20 protein-coding genes, 3 tRNA genes and 1 pseudogene are annotated in these 23,341 nt (G+C 74.2%); 17 read left to right on the top strand and 7 right to left on the bottom strand.

The features are described 5' to 3' along the window. The first annotated feature begins 174 nt into the window (after nucleotides 1–174). From IE109_RS05930 to IE109_RS05915, 4 genes are all read left to right on the top strand, one after another. The gene (locus IE109_RS05930; protein ID WP_189549684.1) at nucleotides 175–1,611 is read left to right on the top strand and encodes a S1C family serine protease; all 1,437 of its coding nucleotides are present in this window, start codon (nucleotides 175–177) and stop codon (nucleotides 1,609–1,611) included. A 68-nt stretch (nucleotides 1,612–1,679) separates the two neighbouring features. Then, complete coding sequence (locus IE109_RS05925) at nucleotides 1,680–1,904, top strand: hypothetical protein (RefSeq protein WP_189549683.1); 225 nt, start codon at nucleotides 1,680–1,682, stop codon at nucleotides 1,902–1,904. A gap of 67 nt (nucleotides 1,905–1,971) precedes the next feature. Beyond that, nucleotides 1,972–2,058: transfer RNA gene (locus IE109_RS05920), tRNA-Ser, on the top strand. 190 nt (nucleotides 2,059–2,248) lie between these two features. Further along, nucleotides 2,249–2,467 (top strand): hypothetical protein, encoded by a 219-nt coding sequence (locus IE109_RS05915; RefSeq protein ID WP_189549682.1) that lies wholly within the window; start codon nucleotides 2,249–2,251, stop codon nucleotides 2,465–2,467. An 18-nt stretch (nucleotides 2,468–2,485) separates the two neighbouring features. Here IE109_RS05915 and IE109_RS05910 read toward each other — a convergent pair whose 3' ends face one another. After that, nucleotides 2,486–2,791, bottom strand: coding sequence for a transcriptional regulator (locus IE109_RS05910; RefSeq protein ID WP_189549681.1), 306 nt, complete (start codon nucleotides 2,789–2,791; stop codon nucleotides 2,486–2,488). Continuing rightward, nucleotides 2,788–3,285: a hypothetical protein gene (locus IE109_RS05905; protein WP_189549680.1), complete on the bottom strand. Its 498-nt coding sequence runs from the start codon at nucleotides 3,283–3,285 to the stop codon at nucleotides 2,788–2,790. The genes IE109_RS05910 and IE109_RS05905 overlap by 4 nt, the downstream gene beginning before the upstream one ends. Before the next feature lie 85 nt (nucleotides 3,286–3,370). On the opposite strand from IE109_RS05905, the gene IE109_RS05900 reads away from it, so the two are divergent. Together IE109_RS05900 and IE109_RS05895 are read left to right on the top strand one after the other, a co-directional pair. Beyond that, the gene (locus IE109_RS05900) at nucleotides 3,371–3,532 is read left to right on the top strand and encodes a hypothetical protein (protein WP_189549679.1); all 162 of its coding nucleotides are present in this window, start codon (nucleotides 3,371–3,373) and stop codon (nucleotides 3,530–3,532) included. A 180-nt stretch (nucleotides 3,533–3,712) separates the two neighbouring features. Beyond that, nucleotides 3,713–4,345: a LysE family transporter gene (locus tag IE109_RS05895; protein WP_189549678.1), complete on the top strand. Its 633-nt coding sequence runs from the start codon at nucleotides 3,713–3,715 to the stop codon at nucleotides 4,343–4,345. Here IE109_RS05895 and IE109_RS05890 read toward each other — a convergent pair. Next, on the bottom strand, nucleotides 4,305–5,204 hold the full coding sequence (locus IE109_RS05890) for a bifunctional DNA primase/polymerase (protein WP_189549677.1): 900 nt from the start codon (nucleotides 5,202–5,204) through the stop codon (nucleotides 4,305–4,307). The genes IE109_RS05895 and IE109_RS05890 overlap by 41 nt on opposite strands. Before the next feature lie 908 nt (nucleotides 5,205–6,112). Between IE109_RS05890 and IE109_RS05885 the strand changes: the two genes are divergently transcribed. After that, nucleotides 6,113–6,658 carry a SigE family RNA polymerase sigma factor gene (locus IE109_RS05885; RefSeq protein WP_189549676.1) on the top strand — a complete coding sequence of 182 codons (546 nt, stop codon included), beginning with the start codon at nucleotides 6,113–6,115 and terminating at the stop codon, nucleotides 6,656–6,658. Between the two features lie 277 nt (nucleotides 6,659–6,935). Continuing rightward, a complete protein-coding gene (locus tag IE109_RS05880) occupies nucleotides 6,936–8,582 on the top strand; it encodes a long-chain fatty acid--CoA ligase (protein ID WP_189549675.1) in 1,647 nt (548 codons plus the stop codon). A gap of 55 nt (nucleotides 8,583–8,637) precedes the next feature. Here the strand turns inward: IE109_RS05880 and IE109_RS05875 are convergent, their stop codons facing one another. Together IE109_RS05875 and IE109_RS05870 are read right to left on the bottom strand one after the other, a co-directional pair. After that, nucleotides 8,638–12,408 (bottom strand): PAS domain-containing protein, encoded by a 3,771-nt coding sequence (locus tag IE109_RS05875; protein WP_189549674.1) that lies wholly within the window; start codon nucleotides 12,406–12,408, stop codon nucleotides 8,638–8,640. An 87-nt stretch (nucleotides 12,409–12,495) separates the two neighbouring features. Then, the gene (locus IE109_RS05870) at nucleotides 12,496–12,942 is read right to left on the bottom strand and encodes an SSI family serine proteinase inhibitor (RefSeq protein ID WP_189549673.1); all 447 of its coding nucleotides are present in this window, start codon (nucleotides 12,940–12,942) and stop codon (nucleotides 12,496–12,498) included. A 241-nt stretch (nucleotides 12,943–13,183) separates the two neighbouring features. On the opposite strand from IE109_RS05870, the gene IE109_RS05865 reads away from it, so the two are divergent. The 9 genes and pseudogenes from IE109_RS05865 to IE109_RS05825 all read left to right on the top strand — a co-directional run bounded on the left by IE109_RS05865 (nucleotide 13,184) and on the right by IE109_RS05825 (nucleotide 19,968). Next, nucleotides 13,184–13,274, top strand: a tRNA-Ser gene (locus tag IE109_RS05865). Between the two features lie 411 nt (nucleotides 13,275–13,685). After that, a tRNA-Arg gene (locus tag IE109_RS05860) sits at nucleotides 13,686–13,758 on the top strand. A gap of 323 nt (nucleotides 13,759–14,081) precedes the next feature. Beyond that, nucleotides 14,082–14,375, top strand: coding sequence for a WGxxGxxG family protein (locus tag IE109_RS05855; protein ID WP_189549672.1), 294 nt, complete (start codon nucleotides 14,082–14,084; stop codon nucleotides 14,373–14,375). A 248-nt stretch (nucleotides 14,376–14,623) separates the two neighbouring features. After that, nucleotides 14,624–15,460, top strand: a complete 837-nt coding sequence (locus IE109_RS05850; protein WP_189550091.1) for a DUF2797 domain-containing protein — start codon at nucleotides 14,624–14,626, stop codon at nucleotides 15,458–15,460. 79 nt (nucleotides 15,461–15,539) lie between these two features. Beyond that, nucleotides 15,540–15,875, top strand: a complete 336-nt coding sequence (locus IE109_RS05845; protein WP_189549671.1) for an antibiotic biosynthesis monooxygenase family protein — start codon at nucleotides 15,540–15,542, stop codon at nucleotides 15,873–15,875. Beyond that, nucleotides 15,862–16,794 carry an amidohydrolase family protein gene (locus IE109_RS05840; RefSeq protein ID WP_189549670.1) on the top strand — a complete coding sequence of 311 codons (933 nt, stop codon included), beginning with the start codon at nucleotides 15,862–15,864 and terminating at the stop codon, nucleotides 16,792–16,794. The genes IE109_RS05845 and IE109_RS05840 overlap by 14 nt, the downstream gene beginning before the upstream one ends. Before the next feature lie 10 nt (nucleotides 16,795–16,804). Then, a pseudogene (locus IE109_RS05835) lies at nucleotides 16,805–17,541 on the top strand (response regulator transcription factor). A 120-nt stretch (nucleotides 17,542–17,661) separates the two neighbouring features. Next, on the top strand, nucleotides 17,662–19,179 hold the full coding sequence (locus IE109_RS05830; protein WP_189549669.1) for an MFS transporter: 1,518 nt from the start codon (nucleotides 17,662–17,664) through the stop codon (nucleotides 19,177–19,179). 30 nt (nucleotides 19,180–19,209) lie between these two features. Then, nucleotides 19,210–19,968: a TetR/AcrR family transcriptional regulator gene (locus tag IE109_RS05825; protein ID WP_189549668.1), complete on the top strand. Its 759-nt coding sequence runs from the start codon at nucleotides 19,210–19,212 to the stop codon at nucleotides 19,966–19,968. Between the two features lie 16 nt (nucleotides 19,969–19,984). Here the strand turns inward: IE109_RS05825 and IE109_RS05820 are convergent, their stop codons facing one another. Together IE109_RS05820 and IE109_RS05815 are read right to left on the bottom strand one after the other, a co-directional pair. After that, nucleotides 19,985–20,803: a YceI family protein gene (locus IE109_RS05820; protein ID WP_189549667.1), complete on the bottom strand. Its 819-nt coding sequence runs from the start codon at nucleotides 20,801–20,803 to the stop codon at nucleotides 19,985–19,987. A 109-nt stretch (nucleotides 20,804–20,912) separates the two neighbouring features. Beyond that, nucleotides 20,913–23,330: an MFS transporter gene (locus IE109_RS05815; protein ID WP_506417181.1), complete on the bottom strand. Its 2,418-nt coding sequence runs from the start codon at nucleotides 23,328–23,330 to the stop codon at nucleotides 20,913–20,915. Between the last annotated feature and the right edge of the window lie 11 nt (nucleotides 23,331–23,341).

Below are 23,341 nucleotides of genomic sequence, written 5' to 3'. Positions count from 1 at the left end.
TGCCGGAAATAAAGGATGGCCCGAAGACGCACAGGTCCGGCTTACAGTGGCCTGACGGGCTGTGGGAAAAGCTGACCGCAGACACCCGCACAGCGGACCCTTGCCGAAGCCGCCGCAGACGACGCAGACGACGTAGATGACGCAGACGACGTGGAACCCCGAGGAGAACGAGCTGTGAGCACCGAGAACGAGGACAACGCGGTCCCGCCCGCCCCGTCCGTACCTCCCGTGCCGCCCTCTTCGGCCGCGCCGGCGGGGGGCGCCCACGAGACGGCGGCGCCGGAGCCGCCCCGTACGCCCCCGCACGCGCCCCCGCACGCCCCGTCGGCCGCCACGGCTCCGACGCGGGCCCACGGCGTGCCGCCGCACCACACGCCCGGTACCCCGCCCGTCGCCCCGCCGCCCGCCGGTACCGGCTGGCCCGCTCCGCCGCCCCCGCCCGCGTGGGGCGCGCCGCTGTCGCCCACCGCCGGGCCGCCGCGCAAACGTTCCGGCGGGATGGTCGCTGCCCTCCTGGTGGCCGCGCTGGTCGCGGGCGGCATCGGCGGCGGTGTCGGGTACTGGGCGGCCGAGCAGAACGACGGCTCGACCAGCTCCACGACCGTCGCCGCCGGCGAGGCCCCGGCCGGCTTCAAGCGCGAGCCGGGCACGGTCGCCGCCGTCGCGAACAAGGCCCTGCCGAGCGTCGTCACCATCGAGGCCAAGTCCGGCGGCTCGGAGGCCGAGGGCGGCACGGGCACCGGGTTCGTGTACGACAAGGAGGGCCACATCCTCACCAACAACCACGTGGTGGCCTCCGCCGCGGACGGCGGCACCCTGTCCGCGACCTTCTCCGACGGCAAGACGTACGACGCCGAGGTCGTCGGCCGCGCCCAGGGCTACGACGTGGCCGTCCTGAAGCTCAAGAAGGCTCCCTCGGGGCTGACCCCGCTCCCGCTGGGCGATTCCGACAGGGTGGCCGTCGGCGACTCGACGATCGCGATCGGCGCGCCGTTCGGCCTGTCCAACACCGTCACCACCGGCATCATCAGCGCCAAGAACCGCCCCGTGGCCTCCGGCGACGGCACCGGCGCCGGCCGCAACTCGTACATGAGCGCCCTGCAGACCGACGCCTCCATCAACCCGGGCAACTCCGGCGGTCCCCTCCTCGACGCGCGCGGTGCGGTCATCGGCATCAACTCCGCCATCCAGTCGGCGGGCAGCGGCGGCCTCGGCCAGTCCCAGGCGGGCTCCATCGGCCTGGGCTTCGCCATCCCGGTCAACCAGGCCAAGACCGTCGCCGACCAGCTGATCCGGACGGGCCGGCCGGTGTACCCGGTCATCGGCGCGACGGTGAACATGGCCGAGGAGACCGAAGGCGCCCGTATCGTCCCCCAGGGCGAGGGCGGCACCCCGGCGGTCGTCCCGGGCGGCCCCGCCGCGAAGGCGGGCCTGAAGCCGGGCGACGTGATCACCAAGTTCGGCGACCGGACCATCGACAGCGGCCCGACGCTGATCAGCGAGATCTGGACCCACAAGCCCGGCGACAAGGTCGCCCTGACCTACGAGCGCGGCGGCAAGAGCACGACGGTCGACGTCACCCTGGGCGAGCGCAAGGGCGACAGCGGCTGACCGGCGTCCCGTCACCCGGCTCCCGGCCCCGGCGTGCCGGGAGCCGGGCACCGGTCCACAGTGGGGGCATGACCGCAGACCAGCCGCCCGTGACCGTCTTCCCGCCGAACGCGTCCGGCGGCCGCGACGTCCACGCCGAGGGCAGCCCTCTGGGCCTCGCCCACAGCGTCGCCGACCTGGTCGACCTGCTCAGCGCCGTGGGCCTCGAACTCGGCCCGGACGAAGTGGCCACCACCCGCCTCATCCACTGGCAGGGCGGCGGCCCCGCCGTCTGGGCCGAGTCACCCCCCTGACCCGCCCGCCCCCCACCCGTCAACCGGTAGGCTGTTGCCCGCTCCACCGCCGGCGCGGCGGAGCACGGGTGGGTTGCCCGAGCGGCCTAAGGGAACGGTCTTGAAAACCGTCGTGGCAGCGATGTCACCGTGGGTTCAAATCCCACACCCACCGCTTGCAGGTCAGGGAAACAGCACGTCGCGCAGGGCGTGGCTCCGGGCAGGAGCCACGCCCTGCGTGCTTTCCGGGACCGGTTGAGCGGATCGGGGCGGGGAGTTGAGCCGGGCCGCCGGGCCGGGGGCGGGAACCCTGGGCGGTGGGTGCTCGTCCTTGAGGGTGAGGCTGTCCATGTAAGGGAGTTGCCATGACGGTGAACGACCCGATGAAGCTGGAGACGTCGCTCGGTGACGGCCGGCGCGTGACGCTGTCGTTGCCGCCGACGGAGGCGCCGTGGGGCGCCGGCGGGGTGGGGGCCCTGAAGGTCGTGCCCGCCACGCACACGGGGCGGGCCCAGGAGCCGCCGCCGTCGCCGGCCCCGCCGGTCCTCCCGCTCGAAGTGGCCCTGCTCGGCTTCGGGGCCTAGGGCGCCGCCCCGGGCGGGTCAGGGGCCGACGATGGCGCGCAGGGCGGCGAGGTGGGCGTGGTAGGCGTCGCGGCCGGGGCGGGTCAGGCGCAGCCAGACGCGTTGGCGGGTGTCGCGTACCGCCTTGCGCTGCTCGACGTAGCCGGCGTCCGCCAGGACGGTGACGTGCTTGCTCAGGACCGAGGCGGAGACGCCCAACTGCTGCTGCACGGTGCCGAACTCGGCCTCGCCTGCGGTGTCCAGGACGGCGCAGATGCGCAGCCGGTTGGGGGCGTGGATCGTGGTGTCGAAGCCGTCCATGGGGTCGGGTGTGGAGCCGCTCATGAGGCCTTCCGGTGCAGTCGGACGAAGACGAGATGGAAGGCGACGGACGTCCCGGCTCCGACGGCGGACGCGGCGAACAGCCACAACGGCTCGTGGGTGGCGCGGAAGACCATGGCCGATCCCAGCAGCACGGCGGGCAGGCCGATCATCAGCGGCAGGGTGACGTGCTTCGGCAGGACGTCGAAGCGGAGTGCCACACCTGTCTTCTTGCGCCAGTTGGAGGCCGCGACCGCGAAGAGCGACATGTACGCCGCCGTGAGCACCGCCATGATCACGGTCCAGGCCGCCCGGGGCAGCAACCAGTCGTGGTCCGCCAGCATGCCTCCGTACACGGGCGGTAGGGCGGCGGTGTAGAGCGTGACCGCGGCGGCGAACCAGCGCGGCCACGGGGTGGCGGACAAGGCGGTGGTCGACGCCGAGACCTGCTCGGCCTGGGCGAGGGCGGCGAGCGCCTGCTGCGCCGTCGGACGGATGACATCCCCGTTGGTTTCCATAACGGAAACAGTAGGGGTGAGTTTCCGGGATGGCAAGTGGTGTTTTTCCAGAGTGGAAACTCGCCGACCGGATAGGGTCGCCCCCATGGGGGATTTCGCCGATCGGGGCCGGACCGTGCTGTGCAGGTCGTGTCACCGTCCGCTGGTGCAGAACCGCCGCTGGTTCCCGCGGGAGTACTGCAGCCGCTGGCACAAGGTGAGACATCGGGTGGCAAGCTTCTTCGGCGGCGTGCTGGACAACGTGTAGCCGCCCGGCCGGGACGGCGGCCGGGACGGCCGGCGAAAACGCGTTGCCGGGGCGGCCCGGGGCGCGTCAGCATCGGGTCATGACCTCCCTGACACCTCTCCTGCCGCCCGCCGTCACCGACCGATCGGTGCGCGAGCAGCAGCGGTTCGGGTCCTGGCGGAGGCCGGCTGCCGCGCTGTCGTGATCGGCGCGCTGGTCGCGGGGGTGCTCGCCGGCCTCGGGATCGCCGTACCGGTGGGGGCCGTCGGGGCGTACCTGGTGGCGCTCACCGCGCGGACGTCCCTGAAGGTCGGGGCGTGCGCCGCGCTCGGGGTGGCCACCGCCGACGGGCTGTACGCGCTGGTCGCCGCCGTCGGCGGGGCGGCGCTGGCGCCTCTCGTGGAGCCGGTCGCGGTGCCCCTGCGCCGGTTGTCGGCCCTGGTGCTCGTGGTCCTGGCGGTACGCGGCGGTGCCGTGGCGATCGGGCGGTACCGGGCGCGCCGGGAGGCGGCGCGGGACGGCGAGGCGCCGGTCGGGCCCGTGCGGGCGTACCTGGCGCTGCTGGGCATCACGGTGCTCAACCCCATGACCGTCGCCTACTTCGCCGCGCTGGTGATCGGCGGCCGCGCCACCGGGAGCCCGAGCCCGCCGGAGCAGGGCGCCTTCGTGCTGGGGGCCTTCCTCGCGTCGGCGGTCTGGCAGCTGCTGCTGGCCGGTGGCGGGGCGCTGCTGGGCAGGGCGCTGACCGGGAGCCGGGGGCGGCTCGTCACCGCCCTGGCGTCCAGTGCGCTGATCATCGCGCTCGCGGGGCACCTGCTCCTCGCGGCGCCGTGAGGCGGGCCGCCGAGGAGATGGTGGCGCGCGCCTCGTGGGCGGTGAGGCCGGTGCGTACGGCGGCGTCGGCGAGGGCGTCCGCGAGGGCGTCGCCGACACCGTCCTCGTACGCCCGGCAGGCCGCCCAGAACAGCCGGGTGTTGCGCCGCCCCCGCCGGGCGGCGAGGACGAAGCGGATCAGCCCCTCCCCGTGCGGCCCCTGGCCGGTACGACCCCCGCCGTGCGGCGACGGTCGCCGTGTGCGCGCGGAGGGGCGTGGCGGCGGGGTCAGCAGGCGCAGCAGGGCCGGCGGGCACGGTGCCGGGGGCAGGGCCGCCGTACCGGGCACCAGGCGGTACGCGCCGCGCGCGGTGACCGAACCGGGACCGGCCAGGTATCCGCCGGAGCCGCGGATGTCGACGCCGGGGGCCAGGCGGCCTGCCGAGTTCGGGACGGCGACGCCGGGCGGACCGGCCAGCCACAGGTGCCGGCCGCCGCTGGGGGTGAGGACGGTGACCGTCCCCGGGATCGTGAAGCCGTGTTCCCGGGCGAGGCGCCCGAGGACGGCGGGTTCCGTGTCGAGGTCGACACCGATCAGGTGGTGGGGCGGCCGGCCGCAGGCGATGCCGTAGCCGGTCGCCCAGGGGGCCAGGGCGAACAGTGCGCGTACGGCGGCGGGATCGGTGGTCGCGTCGTGGACCCCGTGCCCGGGCAGGCCGCACTCGCCCCGGCAGCGCGCCGGCTCGGGGTCGTCCCGGTGGGGGGACGGCAGCGCGGGGAGCTTGGACGGCGACAGGGGGAAGACGGGCAGTCCGCGTTCGGCGGCGGACAGCGCGTGGGCCAGGGCCAGGGTGGAGGTGCGCCGGTCGGAAGCGGCCATGACTCCATGTTCGTACGCCCGTTCGAGGAAAGGAAGGGGACGTGAATGGCCGGAAATGCGGCGGAACGATTCCCCCGCCGCCTTCAGCGGTTCGCCCGCCCCGCGCTGCGGCGGCCGGGCTGTGAGCTGCGGTCCTGTACGGCCAAGGGGTTTATCGGCAACTCCTCACGCTTGCGGGGGAAATGGGCGCTCGGGGGTGGTTCGCCGGGGATGCGGTGGGCAACTCTTCAACCGCGACGTCGAGAACTCGCCCGGAGCGGTCGGCCAACCGCACGGGAACAAGCCGTAGGCACGCGTATGGCTCCTGGAGGACCCGCATGGCAAGCATCCGCACCCCCGTCCACACCCGCGTCCGCACCCGTACCGTCCGCGTCATCGCCGCCGTCCTGCCGGCGGGGTAGGACCGGCCCGGGGGAGGGGAAGGGGAACGAGGTGGAGAGGGCGGCCCGTGTGCCGGTACCGCGGTACCGGCACACGGGCCGCCCGGCGTCCTGGCCCCGCCGCGCCCCGCGCCCCGCGCCCCGGGCGCGCCCCCGCCCGGCGTCCTGGCCCCCGCACCCGGCGCCCCGGCCCCCGCGCGCTCCCCGCGCCCGGGCGCGTCGCCCCGGCGCACGCACCAGCCCCGACGCGCACCGCGCGCCCCGACGCGCACCGCGCGCCCCGGCACGCCCCCGGTGGGGCGGCCGTCCGCTCCCGGCGGTCCGGCCGTCCCGGCCCCCACGGCACCGTCCGGCCGACCGCCCCCGCTTCCCGCTCCCCTGTCAGGGCGTCCCCGCACCCCGAGCCGGCGCGGCCCGTTCCTCCACCTCCAGGAGGTGGGGCGGCCCGCGCCACTACAACCTGAGGCGGACCCCGGTTCGGCACCTGTGGGCGATCCCCCGGACGGCGGCGGCTCCTAGCGTGGACGCATGACCGCGACCGCCGGCCCCGTCTGCACCGGGGCGTCCTCAGCCGCCACCGGATACCCCTCGTTCTCGTCGTACGTACGGGCCCGGGGCCCCGTGCTGCTGCGCACCGCCCGGTCGCTGACCGCCGACCCGGGCGACGCCGAGGACCTGCTGCAGACGGCGCTGGCCAAGACGTTCGTCGCGTGGAACCGCATCGAGGACCACCGCGCGCTCGACGGCTACGTGCGCCGCGCCCTGCTCAACACCCGCACCTCGCAGTGGCGCAGGCGCAAGGTGGACGAGTTCGCGTGCGACGAGCTGCCCGAGCCCCTCGGGCCGCCCGCGCCCGACCCGGCCGAGCAGCAGGCGCTGCGCGACGCGATGTGGCACGCGGTGATGAGGCTGCCCGACCGCCAGCGGGCCATGGTGGTGCTCCGGTACTACGAGGACCTCAGCGAGGCCCGGACGGCGGAGGTGCTCGGGGTCTCCGTGGGCACGGTCAAGAGCGCCGTCTCCCGGGCGCTCGCCAAACTCCGTGAGGATCCGGAGCTGTCGACCGTAAGGTGAGCGGAGGGGATCGACGGCGATCGCCGCGGACCACCGGTGACCGCCGGTGATCGACGGGGATCAATGGTGATCGGTGAGGCGCAGTGCTGCGCGGGGGGCGAGCGGTGCCGGTGAGTGCCGAAGGGCGCCGATGGGCGCCGATCGGTGATCGACGCCGGTCGATCTACTCCCGGGTAGTGACATACCGCTTGGTATGTGCGCATGATCTGCACACCTTCGATGCCACGGTCCGGGGGACACCCCCGGGTCCGAATCGCGCGCCCAACGGGAGGACGCCGTGCTGAGCACCATGCAGGACGTACCACTGACCGTGACCCGCATCCTCCGCCACGGGATGACGATCCACGGACAGTCACGGATCACCACCTGGACCGGCGAGGCCGAGCCGCACCGCCGCACCTTCGCCGAGGCCGGCGCCCGCGCCACGCAGCTGGCCGGGGCGCTGCGCGACGAACTCGGCGTCACCGGCGACGAACGGGTCGCCACCCTCATGTGGAACAACGCCGAGCACGTCGAGGCGTACCTGGCGATCCCCTCCATGGGCGCCGTCCTGCACACCCTCAACCTGCGTCTGCCCGCCGAGCAACTGGTCTGGATCGTCAACCACGCCGCCGACCGGGTCGTCCTGGTCAACGGCAGCCTCCTCCCGCTGCTCGCCCCGCTCCTCCCGCACCTGCCGACCATCGAGCACGTCGTGGTCTCCGGCCCCGGCGACCGCTCCCTCCTCGACGGCGCCGCGCCCGCCGTCCACGAGTACGAGGAGCTCATCGCCGGCCGCCCGACCACCTACGACTGGCCCGAGCTGGACGAGCGCCACGCCGCCGCCATGTGCTACACCTCCGGCACCACCGGCGATCCCAAGGGCGTCGTCTACTCCCACCGCTCCATCTACCTGCACTCCATGCAGGTGAACATGACGGAGTCGATGGGCCTCACGGACAAGGACACGACCCTGGTGGTCGTGCCGCAGTTCCACGTGAACGCCTGGGGCCTGCCCCACGCCACCTTCATGACCGGCGTCAACATGCTGATGCCCGACCGCTTCCTCCAGCCCGCCCCGCTCGCCGAGATGATCGAGCGCGAGAAGCCCACGCACGCGGCGGCGGTCCCGACCATCTGGCAGGGCCTCCTCGCCGAGGTCACCGCCAACCCCCGCGACCTGTCGTCGATGGCCAGCGTCACCATCGGAGGCGCCGCCTGTCCGCCCTCCCTGATGGAGGCGTACGACAAGCTCGGCGTCCGCCTCTGTCACGCCTGGGGCATGACCGAGACGTCCCCGCTGGGCACCATGGCCAACCCGCCGGCCGGCCTCACGGCGGAGGAGGAGTGGCCCTACCGCGTCACCCAGGGCCGCTTCCCCGCCGGCGTCGAGGCCCGCCTCGCCGGTCCCGGCGGCGACATCCTGCCCTGGGACGGCGAGTCCGCCGGCGAGCTGGAGGTCCGCGGGCCGTGGATCGCGGGCGCCTACTACGGAGGCGCGGCCGGTGAACCGCTGCGCCCCGAGGACAAGTTCACGGCGGACGGCTGGCTCAAGACCGGCGACGTCGGCGTGATCAGCCCCGACGGCTTCCTCACGCTCACCGACCGGGCGAAGGACGTCATCAAGTCGGGCGGCGAGTGGATCTCCTCCGTGGAGCTGGAGAACGCCCTGATGGCCCACCCCGAGGTGGCCGAGGCGGCCGTCGTCGCCGTACCGGACGACAAGTGGGGCGAGCGCCCGCTGGCGACCGTGGTCCTCAAGGAGGGCGCGACCGCCGACTACGGGACGCTGCGCGCCTTCCTCGCCGAGTCGATCGCCAAGTGGCAGCTTCCGGAGCGCTGGGCGGTCGTCCCGGCCGTGCCGAAGACGAGCGTGGGGAAGTTCGACAAGAAGGTGATCCGCCGCCAGTACGCGAACGGTGAACTGGACGTCACCCAGCTCTGACGCCGCCCGGCTCCGACGCCTCGAAAGGGCGCCCCCGCGCGGGGGCGCCCTTTCGCTAGTTCGTGCCGATCTTCGCCAGCAGGTCGACGATCCGCGACTGCACCTCGGCGCTCGTCGACCGCTCCGCCAGGAACAGCACGGTCTCGCCCGACGACAGCCTCGGCAGCTCCGCCTGCTGGAGGCTCGCCGAGGTGTAGACGACGAGCGGCGTACGGTTCAGCTGCCCGTTCGCCCTCAGCCAGTCGATGATCCCGGCCCGCCGGCGACGTACCTGCATCAGGTCCATCACCACCAGGTTCGGCCGCGTCTGCGCGGCCAGCGTGACCGCCTCGCTGTCCGTGGCCGCCCGCGCCACCTGCATCCCGCGCCGCTCCAGCGTCGCCGTCAGCGCGAGCGCGATCTCCTCCTGCTCCTCGATGAGCAGGACCCGCGACGGGTGCTGCTCGCTGTCCCGGGGAGCCAGCGCCTTGAGCAGTACGGCCGGGTCGGCGCCGTACGCCGCCTCCCGGGTCGCCTGGCCCAGGCCCGCCGCCAGCAGCACCGGCACCTCGGCCGCCACCGCCGCCTGACGCAACGCCTGGAGCGCCGTACGGGTGATCGGCCCGGTCAGCGGGTCCACGAACAGCGCCGCCGGGAACGCGGCGATCTGCGCGTCGACCTCCTCGCGGGAGTGCACGATCACGGGCCGGTAGCCGCGCTCGCTCAGTGCCTGCTGCGTGGACACGTCGGGCGCGGGCCACACCAGCAGCCGGCGCGGGTTGTCCAGCGGCTCCGGGGGCAGTTCGTCGTCGACCGGCAGCCGAGCCGGCTCGTTGGCCACCTCGACGGCGCCGCCCGGCCCGTCCAGCGGTTCCGGGCCCTCGGCCGCGTCCTCGTCCGGTGCCCCTATCTCGTACGCCCGTCCCTCGGCCGGGGCGGACAGCCGCGGCGGGGTGGGAAGGCTCGGTGCCGGGCCGGCGGACGGGGGCGGGGAAGGAGTCGGGGAGGGCACGGGCGCGGACGGCTGCTGGGGGTGCGGCCGGCCGGCCGGCTCCTCCGCCGGGGGCGTGGCCAGCTTGCGACGCCGCCCGGAGCCCGAGGAGGGCTGCTGGCCGATCTGCTGGGCGAACGGCGCGCCCTGACCCAGGGTGCGCACGCTGAACGCCCGCCCCTGGGTGCTCGACGCGTCGTCCCCGGCCGTCATCTCCGGCGGCAGCGGTACGGAGCCGGTCCCCGCGCCGGTCCCGGCGCTCGCGTCCTGGGCGGCACGCCGCCGCCCGGTGGGCACCGGGTCCGGGGCGGGGGCGATGCCGGGTGCCGGGGCGGGCGCGGCGGTGGGCGCGGGCCGCACCGGATGCGGCTGGGACGGCGTGTGGCCGGCGTCCGGCACCGCGGGAACGGCGTCGTGGCGGGCGGCTTCGAGACGGCCGGCGTCCTGCCGCTCGTCGGGGCGTGGGGCCGTGTCCGGTTCCGGGCCGGGCGCGGCGGGGCGCCGGTCCGCCTCGGCGGGCGGGAGCGCGAACGCGGTCCGGGGACCGCCCTCGCCGCCCTGCGCGGTCCGGTCCTGCGCCGCTCCGAGCGCCCGGCGGGCCCGGCGGCCCCCGGCCGGCTCGGCGGCCTCAGCACCGGTCGCGGGCACGCCCGCGGCGGGCACCGGGCCCGTTGGGGCGGCGGCCGGGAGCGCGGGCATCGCGCCCTCGTCACCCCGCCGCGCCCGCCGCCCGGCGGCCGGGACCGGCACGGCGTCCGCGGGCACGCCCTGCGGGGGCACCGTCTGCCCCAGGGCGGCCCGGCCCTGGGCGCTCTCGGCGGCCGTCACGACCGACCCCTCGGCCGGCACCCCGGCCACCGGGGCCCCGGCCTCCGCCGGGCTCGGCCGCCCGCGCCGACGCCCGGTCGGCTTGGCCGCCACCGGGTCCTCGGCCAGCACGGGGCTGTCCAGGAAGGCGTCCGTGGAAGCCCGCCGTGCCCGGCGCCGCCCACCACCCGACGTCCCGCCGGACGTGTCGCCCGACGCCTGCGCGGGAACGACCGCCCCGCCCGGAGCCGCCCCGCCCGGAGCCGCCCCGCCCGGAGCCGCCCCGCCGGGAACCGCGAGCGCGGCGCCCCCGGCGGCCTCCCCGGCCACCGGAGCGTCCGTCACCGGAGCGTCGGCCACCGGAGCGTCCGCGACCGGAGCCTCGGACGCCGGTACGTCCGCCGCCTCCCTCACCGTCCCGGAGCCCTCGCCCAGCGGCACCTCCAGCACGTACGCGCTGCCCGGCATCCCGGGCACCTCATGCGTCTGGAGCACCCCGGAGTGGGCCCGGACGATCCCGCGCACGATCGGCTCGTGCACCGGGTCGCCGCCGGCGTACGGCCCGCGCACCTCGATCCGTACGACGTCACCGCGCTGCGCCGCCGCGACGACGATCGTCGAGTCGACGTATCCGCCGCCCGGCACCAGCCGGGCCTTGCCGGTGGAATCGACCCCGGCGACGTCGGCGATCAGGTGGGCGAGCGCGGTCGAGATCCGTAGGCCGTCCACCTCGGCCTCTATCGGCGGGGCGTGCACCGCGAACTGCACCCGTCCGGGGCCGATCAGCTCCACCGCGCCATCGACACCGGCCGCGACGACCGCGTCGAGCAGCACCTTCGACTTGCGCAGCGACTCCTCGCCGACGTCCAGCCGCTGGTAGCCCAGCACGTTGTCGACGAGCGTCGTCATCCGTGCGTACCCGGCGGCCAGGTGGTGCAGCACCTGGTTGGCCTCCGGCCACAGCTGGCCGGCCGGGTCGGCGGCCAGCGTGCCCAGTTCCCGGCGCAGCTCCTCCAGCGGCCCGCGCAGCGACCCGCCCAGCACGGCGGTCAGCTGGTCGTGCCGCGCGGCCAGCGCCGCGTACCGCTCCTCGTGCCGCTCGATCTCGACGGACAGCCGTTCGCTGAGGTCGGCCATCGCGGCGGCGTGCCGCTCGGTCAGCTCGGCGACCTCGGCCGTGTGCCGCTCGGTGAGCTCCGCGACCTCGGCCGTGTGCCGGGTCTCCTGCTCCTCGTAGGGGCGCCGGTCGGTGAACGTCATCACCGCGCCCACCAGCTGGTCCCCGTCCCGTACCGGCGCGGTCGTCAGGTCGACCGGCACCGGGGAGCCGTCCTTGGCCCACACCACCTGGTTGCGCACCCGGTGCTTGCGCCCGGACCGCAGCGTGTCGGCCAGCGGCGACCCCTCGAACGGGAACGGCTCCCCGTCCGCCCGGGAGTGCAGCATCAGCGAGTGCAGTTCCTTGCCGCCCAGGTCGCTGGCCCGCCAGCCCAGTATCTGGGCGGCGGCCGGGTTCACCAGGACGATCCGCCCGTCGGTGTCCGTACCGACGACGCCCTCCGAGGCGGCGCGCAGGATCATCTCCGTCTGCCGCTGCGAGCGCGCCAGCTCGGCCTCGGTGTCGACCGTCCCGGAGAGGTCCCGCACCACGAGCATCAGCAGCTCGTCACCGGTGTAGGAGTGGCCGCCGGTCGCCCCGTACGAGTCGTACGCCTCCCGGCCGTCCTCCAGGCTCGCGCTGGTCACCTCGACCGGGAACTCGCCGCCGTCCGTGCGCCGCGCGACCATCCGGGCCGGCTTGGTGCGGCCCCGGGCGTCGGCGGCCTCGGGCCGGCGCATCGAGCCGGGGATGAGCCGCGAGTCGAACGCGGGCAGCAGGTCGAGCAGCCCGCGCCCGACCAGGGCCGTGCCCGGCGTCTCGAACATCTCGAGCGCGATGGTGTTGGCGTTGACGACCGTGCCGTTGCAATTGACGAGTACGAGCCCGTCCGGCAGCGCGTCGAGTATGGCTGCGAGGCGAGCAGCGCCTCGGGATGGCCTGCTGCTCACGACGACGCTTCCTCCCACTCGGCCTGTCACTGGAGGGAGTCTAAAGGCAGGTGGTGTGGGCCCGACGGCGGTTGTGTGCGGGTTCCTCTACGACCTGGCCATCGGCAGCACCGGCTTCAGGGCGTCCCACCTGGCGATCTCGCAGCCGTCGGTCCGCTTGAAGTGGGCGTCGACATCCTGCCCCTGCCAGGTCCCGGTGACGTGCGCGGTGGCGGCTCCGCCGTGCTGCTGGGTGCACATCTGGTCCTTGGCGACGGGCGCGAACGGGTCCCGGCCCTCCTCGGCCAGCTCGTCGAGCCGGTCGCACGCCCCCTGCACCCGGGGGTGGTTGCCCTCGGCGGTCCGCAGGCCGCACTTCAGCTCGAAGGTGCCGTCCGCCATCGGGTTGCCCGAGTTCTTCACGGTGACGGTCAGCGAGTCGGTGCCCGCCAGCAGCGGCAGCGGCAGCGGCCCGCCCCCGGCCATGGCGGCGGGGGCGGCGGCACCGAGCGCGGCGAGCGACGCGGCGGACGTGAGGATGAGGCGGCGCAGCATACGAACTCCTGGGGTCACGGATCCGTCGGGATGCCCGGCATCCCTCATCCCACTAACGCTCCAGCCCCGCGCGCGTTGCGCAAGCCGGGCATCCGGGGCGCGGTGCGCCGGTGAGCGCGCCGAACGCCTTTGCCCTGCGCCCCGCACGCCTAGTACCGTGGGGAGCGATTGGTGACACCCCCTTGGACTGTGTCATCATCTGCACGCACCACTCGCGTTCGCGCGGGTGCGGGCAACAGCTGGAGGCGTCGCCTAGTCCGGTCTATGGCGCCGCACTGCTAATGCGGTTTGGGTCTTAAAGCCCATCGAGGGTTCAAATCCCTCCGCCTCCGCCGGCTCCATCCGAAGCCCCGGCCTCACGGCCGGGGCTTCGGCCGTTCCCGGCTCCCTCCGCCGGGTCCGTCGTCCGGCTCGCGCTCACCCTCCGCCCGGTCCGCGCTCGCTCCACGCCCCGCCGCCGTCCGGTTCGGCCGGCTTCACGCCCCGCCGCCGTCCGTTCGCGCTCGCTTCACGCCCGTTTCGCGCCCGCCCGCCGTCCGGTCGCCCGTCCGCGCTCTTGTGCCGGCCCTCATACGTCCCCGCCGTACCCGCCCGAGGCGACCTCCCCGCGTTCGGCCATCCGGGGCCGGTTTCGTGTTTACGCAGGTCAGAGGGGGTGTGGGTAATGGATTTCGCGTCACGGCGCAGGTCATGTAATGTTGTTCCCGCAACGCCGACCGGGCAGAAAAGCCCGGGAAGCACAAGCACTCGTAGCTTAACGGATAGAGCATCTGACTACGGATCAGAAGGTTGCAGGTTCGAATCCTGCCGAGTGCACAGCAAGCCAGAGGCCCTGTGGAGTGATCCACAGGGCCTCTGGCTTTTGTCTTGACGGCGGTGTTCGACGGCAACCGCTTCGAAGGGCCTCCGCCGCATCGCGCGCGGCCGCCTGGGGCGGACCGACGTGCGGAACAGCCCGTCCGGGACCGGCGCGATCAAGTCACCCGTTCGGACTAACAGCCCTTGCTGGACGCATGGCCCGGGAATTGGGCCCAGCCGCGCTTCAGGAGGAGCGTCGGTGCCTGCCGGAGTTGCACGCCGGTCAGGGGTCACGCGATATGGGTACAAGACCCTGCCCATGGGTCATTCAAGGAGGAACTATGCGTCGCATGACTACCGGTGTTCTCCTGGCCGCCGCTCTCCTCGCGGGACCCGCTGCGGTCACCGCGGAAGCGCAGACGCCACTGGTGGCCCAGGTATCCACCGTGCAGGCCGCCCAGGTCCAAGCGCAGGATGACGACCACAAGGACGATGGCGGCGGAAAGTGGGGCCTGTGGGGCCTCGCCGGTCTTCTGGGTCTGCTGGGTCTCATCCCTCGTCGGCGGAAGACCCACGACACGGGAACCCATCGCGGCCCGGGGACCGGCGGAGCGCACACCAATGACCGTCTTTGAGTCGGACGGTCGTCAGGACCGCCGTCTCGGGTGACACCGGTGTCCGGCACCAGGAGGCCCCCGGAGAGATCCGGGGGCCTTTGGCGTCACCGGTGGGCCGGTCGCCGGATGCGCAGGCGGGACCTCGCCGGGAGGCCGAGGGCGTGGAGCACCGGGCGGTGCCCGGTCGAGCGCGGTCCTCGCACCGCCCGGGAGGGCGGTCGGGCGCGGGGTACGGTGCGGCGGTGGCGGGATGGCGATGTGCGGGGATGCGGTGGACGGGCGGGGAGCCCGTGCTGGTGTGGGAGGGCGGGCGGGGGAGCTCGCCGGCGTACGGGCGGGAGATCGGCTTCCGGGCGGTGGGGGAGCGCCGCTGCCTCGGGGCGCGGGGGAACCTGTGTCCGGTGGGGGCCCTCGTGGGCGGGCGCGTGACCGGGGGGCGGTGCGCCGAGTGCGCGCGGCTGGACCGGGCGCGGTCGGTGGCGGCGGACACGGTGGCGGACGACCCCCGGACGTACCGCGTGTACCTCGCCTGGTTCGGCGCCGGCCTGGTCAAGGTGGGGATCACGGCGGAGGAGCGCGGTGCCGCCCGGCTGCTGGAGCAGGGGGCCGTCGCGTACGGCTGGCTGGGGCGGGGGCCGCTGATGGCGGCGCGGCGGACCGAGGAGGTGCTGGGCACGGCGCTGGGGGTGCCCGACCGGATCCCGTACGCCGCGAAGCGGGCCGCGCGCGTGGCGCTGCCGGGCGTGGCCGAGCGGGCGGCGGAGGTGGCGGAGTCGTACCGGCGGGCGATGGGGGTGCCCGGGTGGGCGGAGACCCTGGAGCCGGTGGGTCTGCGGGTGGTCGACCACGCGGAGGTGTTCGGGCTGGAGCGGGTGGGCCGGATCGACGGGGTGGTGACCGAACTGGTGGACGGCGGGTGCGTGCGCGGCACGCTCGCCGCCGCGGCCGGGCCGGACCTGCACCTGGAGGACCCCGACGGGCGGGCGCTGGTGCTCGACACGCGGCTGCTCACCGGGTGGGAGCTGGTCGCGGCCGGGGGCGCCGCCGGGACGACCGTGCCCGTCACGGCCCTGCCGCCGGGGGTGCAGGACGGGTTGTTCTGACCGGGCGGCCGGGTGAGGACCCGGATCCCGTTCGCCGGGGCCCTGGACATCCCGGGGCGGGCGACGGAGGGTGAGCCGCATGAGCGATCACCTCGTGAGCGGCCTGGAACCGCCGTACTACACCGTCGTGTTCACCTCCGTGCGGACCGAGGACGACCACGCGTACGCGCGGACCGCGCGGCGCATGGAGGAGCTGGTGCGGGAGGTCCCCGGTTTCCTCGGGTACGAGTCGGCCCGGACGCCCGGCGGCATCGGCATCACCGTCGGGTACTTCCGCGACGAGGAGGCCATCGCGGCCTGGCGGGCGAGCGCCGAGCACCAGGACGCCATGCGGCGCGGACGCGCGGACTGGTACGAGCGGTACAGCGTGCACGTCGGCCGGGTCGAGCGGAGCCACGGCTTTGAGCGGGGATGACGAGGCGGCGCGGATCAGGGCGTTCTGGGGGCGGCTCGGGCTGCCCGGCCTCGTCGACGTGCACACGCACTTCATGCCGGAGCGCGTGCTGCGGAAGGTGTGGGCGTACTTCGACGCCGTCGGACCGCTGACCGGGACGCCGTGGCCCATCACGTACCGCGAGGAGGAGGGGCGGCGGGTCGGGCGCTTGCGGGAGTTCGGGGTGGTGCGCTTCACGTCGATGGTCTATCCGCACAAGGCCGGGATGGCGGAGTGGCTCAACGGGTGGGCGGCCGGGTTCGCCGGGCGGGTCGAGGGGTGTCTGCGGACGGCGACCCTGTTCCCGGAGGAGGGCGTGGAGCGGTACGTCGCCGAGGCGGTGACCACCGGGGCGCGGGTGTTCAAGGCGCACCTCCAGGTCGGCGCGTACGACCCGAACGACCCGCTGCTGGACGGCGCGTGGGGGCTGCTGGCCGAGGCGGGCGTACCGGTCGTGATCCACTGCGGCTCGGGGCCCGTGCCCGGCAGGCACACCGGGCCGGGGCCGGTCGCGCGGCTGCTCGCCCGGCACCCGCGGCTGCGGCTGGTCGTCGCGCACATGGGGCTGCCCGAGTACGCCGACTTCCTCGGTCTGGCCGAGCGGTACGAGGAGGTGCGGCTGGACACGACGATGGCGTTCACCGACTTCAGCGAGCGCATGGCGCCCTTCCCGCCGGGGGAGCGGGGCCGGCTGCTGGAGCTCGGGGACCGCATCCTGCTCGGCAGCGACTTCCCCAACATCCCGTACGGCTACCTCCACCAGCTGCTGGCGCTGGAGCGGCTCGGGCTGGGGGACGACTGGCTGCGGGCGGTCTGCCACGACAACGGGGCCCGGCTGTTCCCGGAGCATTCTCAGGAGATTCACAGGCAGGGGAAAGACTCCTCTCAGCGGCCCGGGTGAACGTCGGAGCATGACCGTCTCCTCGCCCCAGGGGCGCACCGATCCGCTCAGGCCCGACGGAACCGCCGTCCGGGTGCTCGTCGTGGACGACGAGGACCCGCTCGCCGAGCTGCTGTCCATGGCGCTGCGGTACGAGGGGTGGGAGGTCCGCAGCGTCGGCGACGGTGCCGGCGCGGTGCGCTCGGCGCGCCGCTTCCGGCCGGACGCCGTCGTGCTGGACGTGACGCTGCCCGACATGGACGGCCCGGCGGTGCTCGGCCGGCTGCGGCGCGAACTGCCGGCGTGCCGGTGCTGTTCCTCACGGCGAACGACGCGGCGGAGGACCGGATCGCGGGTCTGACGGCGGGCGGCGACGACTGCGTCACCAAGCCGTTCGGTCTGGAGGAGGTCGTGGCGCGGCTGCGTGGGCTGATCCGGCGCTCCGGGGCCGCGCCGGGGCGTGAGGCGTCGCTGCTGGCGGTGGGGGACCTGGTGCTCGACGAGGACAGCCACGAGGTGTCCCGGGGCGGGCACGCGATCCACCTGACCGCCACGGAGTTCGAGCTGCTGCGGTTCCTGATGCGCAACCCGCGCCGGGTGCTCAGCAAGGCGCAGATCCTCGACCGGGTGTGGAGCTACGACTTCGGCGGCCGGGCCAACGTGGTCGAGCTGTACATCTCGTACCTGCGCAAGAAGATCGACGCCGGCCGGTCGCCGATGATCCACACCCGGAGGGGCGCGGGTTACCTGATCAAGCCGGGCGGGTGATCCGCGGAGCCCGCCACGGCCTCGCCGGTCCGTAGGCGGCAAAACCGTTATACAGCGTACGACGCCGTCTTGTACGGTGTACGAGACCCAATCCCGTACACCGTACAAGGAGCTGTGCGCATGACGGCGACCGCCGCCGACAACGGCCAGAAGCCCCCCGCCGCCACGAACGGCGGCCACCCGCAGCGCTGGCTGATCCTCGGCGTGATCTGCCTCGCCCAGCTCACCGTGCTGCTCGACAACACCGTTCTCAGCGTCGCGATCCCCTCCCTCACCGAGGAGCTCGACGCCTCCACGGCCGACATCCAGTGGATGATCAACGCCTACTCGCTCGTCCAGTCCGGGCTGCTGCTGGCCGCCGGCAACGCCGCCGACCGCTACGGCCGCCGCAAGATGCTGCTCACCGGGCTCGCGCTGTTCGGCATCGGCTCGCTGGCCGCCGGACTCGCCCAGTCCTCGGCCCAGTTGATCGCCGCCCGCGCGGGTATGGGCGTCGGCGGCGCGCTGCTGATGACCACCACGCTCGCGGTCGTCGTCCAGGTCTTCGACGACACCGAGCGCGTCAAGGCCATCGCCCTGTGGTCCACGGTCAGCTCGCTGGGCTTCGCCGCCGGGCCGCTCCTCGGCGGCTTCGTGCTCGACCACTTCTGGTGGGGCGCGATCTTCCTGATCAACATCCCGGTCGCGCTCATCGGCCTCGTCGCGGTCGCCGCCCTCGTACCGGAGTCCAAGCACCGGCAGGGGGACCGGCCCGACCTCCTCGGCGCCGTACTGTCCACCATCGGTATGACGGCGGTGGTGTACGCCATCATCTCCGGGCCCGACCACGGCTGGACCTCCGGCCGGGTGCTCGTCCCGGCCGCCCTCGGCGCGGCCGTCCTCGGCGCCTTCGCCCTGTGGGAGCTGCGCACCCCGCACCCCATGCTCGACATGCACTTCTTCCGCGACCAGCGGTTCGTCGGTGCCGTCGCGGGCGCCGTCCTGGTCGCCTTCGGCATGACCGGCTCGCTCTTCCTGCTCACCCAGCACCTGCAGTTCGTGCTCGGGTACGGGCCGCTCGACGCGGGCCTGCGCACCGCCCCGCTCGCCCTCACCGTCGTCGTGCTGAACCTGACCGGCGCCGGCGCGCGTCTGCTGGCCAGGCTCGGCACACCCAGGACCATCGCGAGCGGCATGGCCCTGGTCGCGGCCGGTCTCGCCGCCATCGCCGTGCTGGGCGGCGCGCACGGGTACGGCGGCATGCTGCTCGGTCTGGTCGTCATGGGCGCGGGCGTCGCGCTGTCCATGCCGGCCATGGCCAACGCCATCATGAGCGCGATCCCGCCGGAGAAGGCAGGTGTGGGCGCCGGGATCAACGGCACCCTCGCGGAGTTCGGCAACGGGCTCGGCGTCGCCGTCCTCGGCGCCGTGCTCAACTCCCGCTTCGCCGCACTGGTCTCGGTGCCGGCGGCCTCCCTGCCCGCCGCGCTGGCGGCGGCCCGCGGCCCCGCCGAGAAGGCCCGGATCTCGGACGCGTTCGCCACCGGTCTGGAGACCAGCCAGCTGGTCGGCGCGGCGGCGGTCCTGGCGGGCGGCCTGCTGGCGGCGGTGCTGCTGCGGCGGGCCGAGCGCGCCGGAGCGGCCCCCGCCGGGGCATAGCATCGGGCCCAGGAACGAGGAGGAAAGCCCATGGTGTCGGCGCGACGGACGAGCGTGTGGCTGGAGGGCAAGTCGCCCCGTACCCGGAGGACCGACCAGCCGTCCGGGCTCGACCGCGAGAGGATCACCGAGGCCGCGGTCCGGCTGCTCGACACCGAGGGCCTGGCCGGGTTCTCGATGCGCAAGCTCGCGGCCGAGCTGGACGTCACCGCGATGTCGGTCTACTGGTACGTCGACACCAAGGACGACCTGCTGGAGCTGGCGCTCGACCGGGTGGTGGGCGACCTGCCCCTCCCGGACGCGGGGCCCGGGGCGGACTGGCGCGACCGGCTCCGGGAGCTGGCCGCGTCCTACCGCGGGCTCTTCGTCGCCCACCCGTGGGCGTCCTCGCTGGTCGGCCACTTCCTCAACATCGGCCCCCGCTCGATGGAGTTCAGCCGCACGGTCCAGCAGGCGATCGCCGACACCGGGCTGCCGCTGCACCTCCAGACCGGCGCGCTGTCCTCGGTGTTCCAGTTCGTCTACGGCTTCGGCACCGTCGAGGGCCACTTCCGGCAGCGTTGCGAGGAGGCCGGGATGAGCCAGGACGAGTACTTCCGGCACGCCATGGGCGCCTTCCGGGACCAGCCCGCGTACGGCGAGGACTATGAGCGGGCCGAGCGGATGATGGCGGCCCGGGGCGGGGACACCGTGGCGGAGATGCGCGACCGGGACTTCCGGTTCGCGCTGGAGGTGCAGATCGCCGGCATCGAGACCATGGTGGCCAGGAGCGCCCGGGACACCCCCTAGGGCGGCGCGCCCCCGCTCAGCCCTGGGGCAGCGAGTCGCCCCGCACCGCCTGGATGTCCAGCTCGACCCGCAGGGTCGTGCCGATCGCCGAGATCCCCGCCTGGACCACCTGGTTGTAGTTCATGGCGAAGTCCTCCCGGTGCAGCCGCGCCGTCGCCCGGAAGGCCGCCCGCACCCCGCCCCAGGGGTCCGGGCCCGTGCCCAGGTACGTCAGGTCGAGGTCGACGTCCCGGACCACACCGTGCAGGGAAAGCGCGCCGTGCACGGTCCAGCGGTCGGGGCCCGCCGGGGTGAGGCCGTCACCGCGGTAGGTGATCTCCGGGAAGGCGTCCACGTCCAGGAAGTCGGGCGACTTCAGGTGCTTGTCCCGCAGCGCGTTGCCCGTGTCGATGGACGCGGCCGATATCACCGCGTCCACCCGGGAGGCGGTGAGGTCCGGCGAGATCTCGATCCGGCCGCCGAAGCCGGTGAACCGGCCGTGCACGCTGGAGATGCCCAGGTGCTGGGCGACCGCGCCCACCGACGAGTGGGCCGGGTCCAGCGTCCAGACGCCCGGCGGGGGCAGCTCGACACCGCCCGCCCGGGCCAGGACCACCGTGCCGACCTCGGCCCGGCCGCTCGCCGTCACCAGCGCGGTGGACGCCGCCGGGGCGTACCCGACCGCCGTCACGATCACCGTGTACGGGCCGGGGGCCAGGGGCGCGTCCGCGACGACGACGCCCTCGGTGTCGGCCTCGGCCCGCAGCACCTGCGCGCCGGTCATGTCGGTCACGGTCACCACGGCGTGCTGGACGGCCCAGCCGTCGCGGGTGCGTACCTGTGCGTGAAGTCCCATTCCCGTCTCTCTCCTCGTACAGAAAAAAGGGGCGGCAGGCCGTCCCCTGCCTGCCGCCCCGCCCGGCCGCGCCTCCGCTCGACGCGCGGCCGGGGTCCTTGGGTCCCGCCTACTCGCCGGGGTGGGCGAGCTCGATGTCGTGGCCGTCGACTCCGTGCCCGGCCACCGTCAGGGCGCCCGCCACCGGCGGGTAGCCGGTCGCGATGACCGTGTACTCGCCCGCGTCCAGGTCGGCGAACCCGTAGGCGCCGTCCTCACCGGTGGTCGCCGTCGCCACGACGTTCCCCGCCGCGTCGACCAGCGTCACCCGCGCGTCCGCCAGCGGGCGGCGGTCCGCCCCGGCCCGCACCGTGCCCTGGAGCCGCGCGCCGGCCCGGAGGAGCGCCTCCACCCGGGTCACGCCCTGGCCGCCGATCTCGACCGGCAGGGCGAGCGGCCGGTGGCCCGCGGCGTTCACCGCGACGGTCACCGTGCCCGGGACCAGCTCGGCGAAGGCGAAGGTGCCGTCCTGGGTGGACGTGCCGGTGGCGAGCACGTCACCGCGCACATCCGTGACGATCACCATCGCGCCCTCGACGGGCTCCCCGCCCTCGGCGCTCCGCACGGCGCCCACGAGCCCGCTCGTACCGGACAGGAGGATGTCGTACGCCAGCGCCTCCCCGCCCACCACGACGGTGGACGCCTGCGGCTGGAAGCCGTCGGCCGAGGCGATCAGGACGTAGGAGCCCTGCCCCGGCGCGTCCAGCGCGTACCGGCCGTCGGCCTGCGCGACCGCGCGGCCCAGCTGGCGTCCGCCGAGGGAGATCAGCGTGACGGCGGCGCGGGCGACGGGGCTGCCCTCGGCGGTGCGGACGATGCCGTGGACGGTGGTGCCGCCGCCGGCCGGTGCCCCCGCGGTGACCGCGGTGACCGCGGACGCCTGCGGCGCCGCTGCCGTGACCCCGGCCGCGCTCACGGCGGCGACCGCCGCCGCCGTCGCCGCGTCCGGCGTCGCACCGGAACCGGGCTCGGAAGGGGACTCCGGCTTCGCGTGGCTCTTCAGCGCGACCTCCTTGATGAACAGCGTCACGAGGAAGGCGATCAGGGCGAAGGGGGCGGAGTAGAGGAAGACGTCGGCCACACCGTGCCCGTACGCCGTCTCCATGACCGTGCGGAACGGGGCCGGCAGCGCGTCGAGGTCGGGGATGCCCCCGCCACCCGTGCCGCCGTGGCCCAGGGACGCGCCCCGCGGACCGAGGTCGGCGAGGCCGTCCTCGACGTAGCGGGTGACCCGGTTGGCCATGACCGCGCCCAGCGCCGAGACGCCGATGGCACCGCCGAGTGACCGGAAGAAGGTGACGACCGACGAGGCGGCACCGAGGTCGGCGGGGGCGACCTGGTTCTGGGTGCACAGCACGAGGTTCTGCATCATCATGCCCAGGCCCAGGCCCAGGACGGCCATGAAGACCGCGATGTGCCAGTACTCCGTGTCGTACCGGATCGTGCCCAGCAGGCCGAGGCCCGCCGTGACCAGCGCGCCACCGCAGACCAGCCACGCCTTCCAGCGGCCCGTCTTGGTGATGACCTGGCCGCTGACGGTGGAGGACAGGAACAGTCCGCCGATCATCGGGATGGTCATGACGCCGGACATCGTCGGCGACTTGTCACGGGCGAGCTGGAAGTACTGGCTGAAGAAGACGGTGCCCGCGAACATCGCGACGCCGACGAAGAGCGACGCGAGCGAGGCCAGCGTGATCGTCCGGTTGCGGAACAGCCGCAGCGGGATGATCGGCTCGCTCGCCCGGGACTCGACCAGCAGGAACAGCGCACCGAGGACGAGGGAGCCGCCGACCATGGTGTACGTCTGCCACGACGCCCAGTCGTACTTGTCACCGGCGAAGGTGACCCACACCAGCAGCAGCGAGACGGCCGCGCTGATGAAGAAGGCGCCGGACCAGTCGACCTTCACCTGGCGCTTGACGACCGGCAGCTTCAGCGTCTTCTGGAGCACGATCAGCGCGATGACGGCGAAGGGCACGCCGACGTAGAAGCACCAGCGCCAGCCCAGCCAGTCGGTGTCGGTGATGACGCCGCCGAGCAGCGGGCCGCCGACGGTGGCGACGGCGAACGTGGCGCCGAGGTAGCCGCTGTAGCGCCCGCGCTCGCGCGGCGAGATCATCGCGGCCATGACGATCTGGGCGAGTGCCGAGAGGCCGCCGACGCCGATGCCCTGGACGACGCGGCAGGCGATGAGCATGCCGGCGTTCTGGGAGAGGCCGGCGACGACCGATCCCAGCACGTAGATGACCAGCGATATCTGGACCAGCAGCTTCTTGGAGAAGAGGTCCGAGAGTTTGCCCCACAGCGGGGTGGTCGCCGTCATCGCGAGCAGCGAGGCGGTCACGACCCAGGTGTAGGCGCTCTGGCCGCCGCCGAGGTCGGAGATGATCTCGGGGAGGGCGTTGGAGACGATCGTCGAGGACAGGATGGCGACGAACATTCCGAGCAGCAGCCCGGAGAGCGCCTCCATGATCTGCCGGTGCGTCATCGGCGCGCCGT

Origin of the sequence: Streptomyces lavendofoliae (assembly GCF_014649735.1) — a bacterium.
Lineage (GTDB): Bacteria > Actinomycetota > Actinomycetes > Streptomycetales > Streptomycetaceae > Streptomyces > Streptomyces lavendofoliae.
The sequence above is the reverse complement of the archived record's forward strand: the minus strand, read 5'-3'. Positions and strand labels throughout refer to the sequence as shown.

What these genes read in the sequence shown, in the direction of transcription:
- IE109_RS05925 (WP_189549683.1), top strand. Translation starts at nt 1,680, where the DNA reads ATGACCGCAGACCAGCCGCCCGTGACCGTCTTCCCGCCGAACGCGTCC.
- IE109_RS05915 (WP_189549682.1), top strand. Translation starts at nt 2,249, where the DNA reads ATGACGGTGAACGACCCGATGAAGCTGGAGACGTCGCTCGGTGACGGC.
- IE109_RS05910 (WP_189549681.1), bottom strand. Translation starts at nt 2,791, where the DNA reads ATGAGCGGCTCCACACCCGACCCCATGGACGGCTTCGACACCACGATC.
- IE109_RS05905 (WP_189549680.1), bottom strand. Translation starts at nt 3,285, where the DNA reads ATGGAAACCAACGGGGATGTCATCCGTCCGACGGCGCAGCAGGCGCTC.
- IE109_RS05900 (WP_189549679.1), top strand. Translation starts at nt 3,371, where the DNA reads ATGGGGGATTTCGCCGATCGGGGCCGGACCGTGCTGTGCAGGTCGTGT.
- IE109_RS05890 (WP_189549677.1), bottom strand. Translation starts at nt 5,204, where the DNA reads ATGGCCGCTTCCGACCGGCGCACCTCCACCCTGGCCCTGGCCCACGCG.
- IE109_RS05885 (WP_189549676.1), top strand. Translation starts at nt 6,113, where the DNA reads ATGACCGCGACCGCCGGCCCCGTCTGCACCGGGGCGTCCTCAGCCGCC.
- IE109_RS05870 (WP_189549673.1), bottom strand. Translation starts at nt 12,942, where the DNA reads ATGCTGCGCCGCCTCATCCTCACGTCCGCCGCGTCGCTCGCCGCGCTC.
- IE109_RS05855 (WP_189549672.1), top strand. Translation starts at nt 14,082, where the DNA reads ATGCGTCGCATGACTACCGGTGTTCTCCTGGCCGCCGCTCTCCTCGCG.
- IE109_RS05850 (WP_189550091.1), top strand. Translation starts at nt 14,624, where the DNA reads ATGCGGTGGACGGGCGGGGAGCCCGTGCTGGTGTGGGAGGGCGGGCGG.
- IE109_RS05845 (WP_189549671.1), top strand. Translation starts at nt 15,540, where the DNA reads ATGAGCGATCACCTCGTGAGCGGCCTGGAACCGCCGTACTACACCGTC.
- IE109_RS05830 (WP_189549669.1), top strand. Translation starts at nt 17,662, where the DNA reads ATGACGGCGACCGCCGCCGACAACGGCCAGAAGCCCCCCGCCGCCACG.
- IE109_RS05825 (WP_189549668.1), top strand. Translation starts at nt 19,210, where the DNA reads ATGGTGTCGGCGCGACGGACGAGCGTGTGGCTGGAGGGCAAGTCGCCC.
- IE109_RS05820 (WP_189549667.1), bottom strand. Translation starts at nt 20,803, where the DNA reads ATGGGACTTCACGCACAGGTACGCACCCGCGACGGCTGGGCCGTCCAG.
- IE109_RS05815 (WP_506417181.1), bottom strand. Translation starts at nt 23,330, where the DNA reads ATGACGCACCGGCAGATCATGGAGGCGCTCTCCGGGCTGCTGCTCGGA.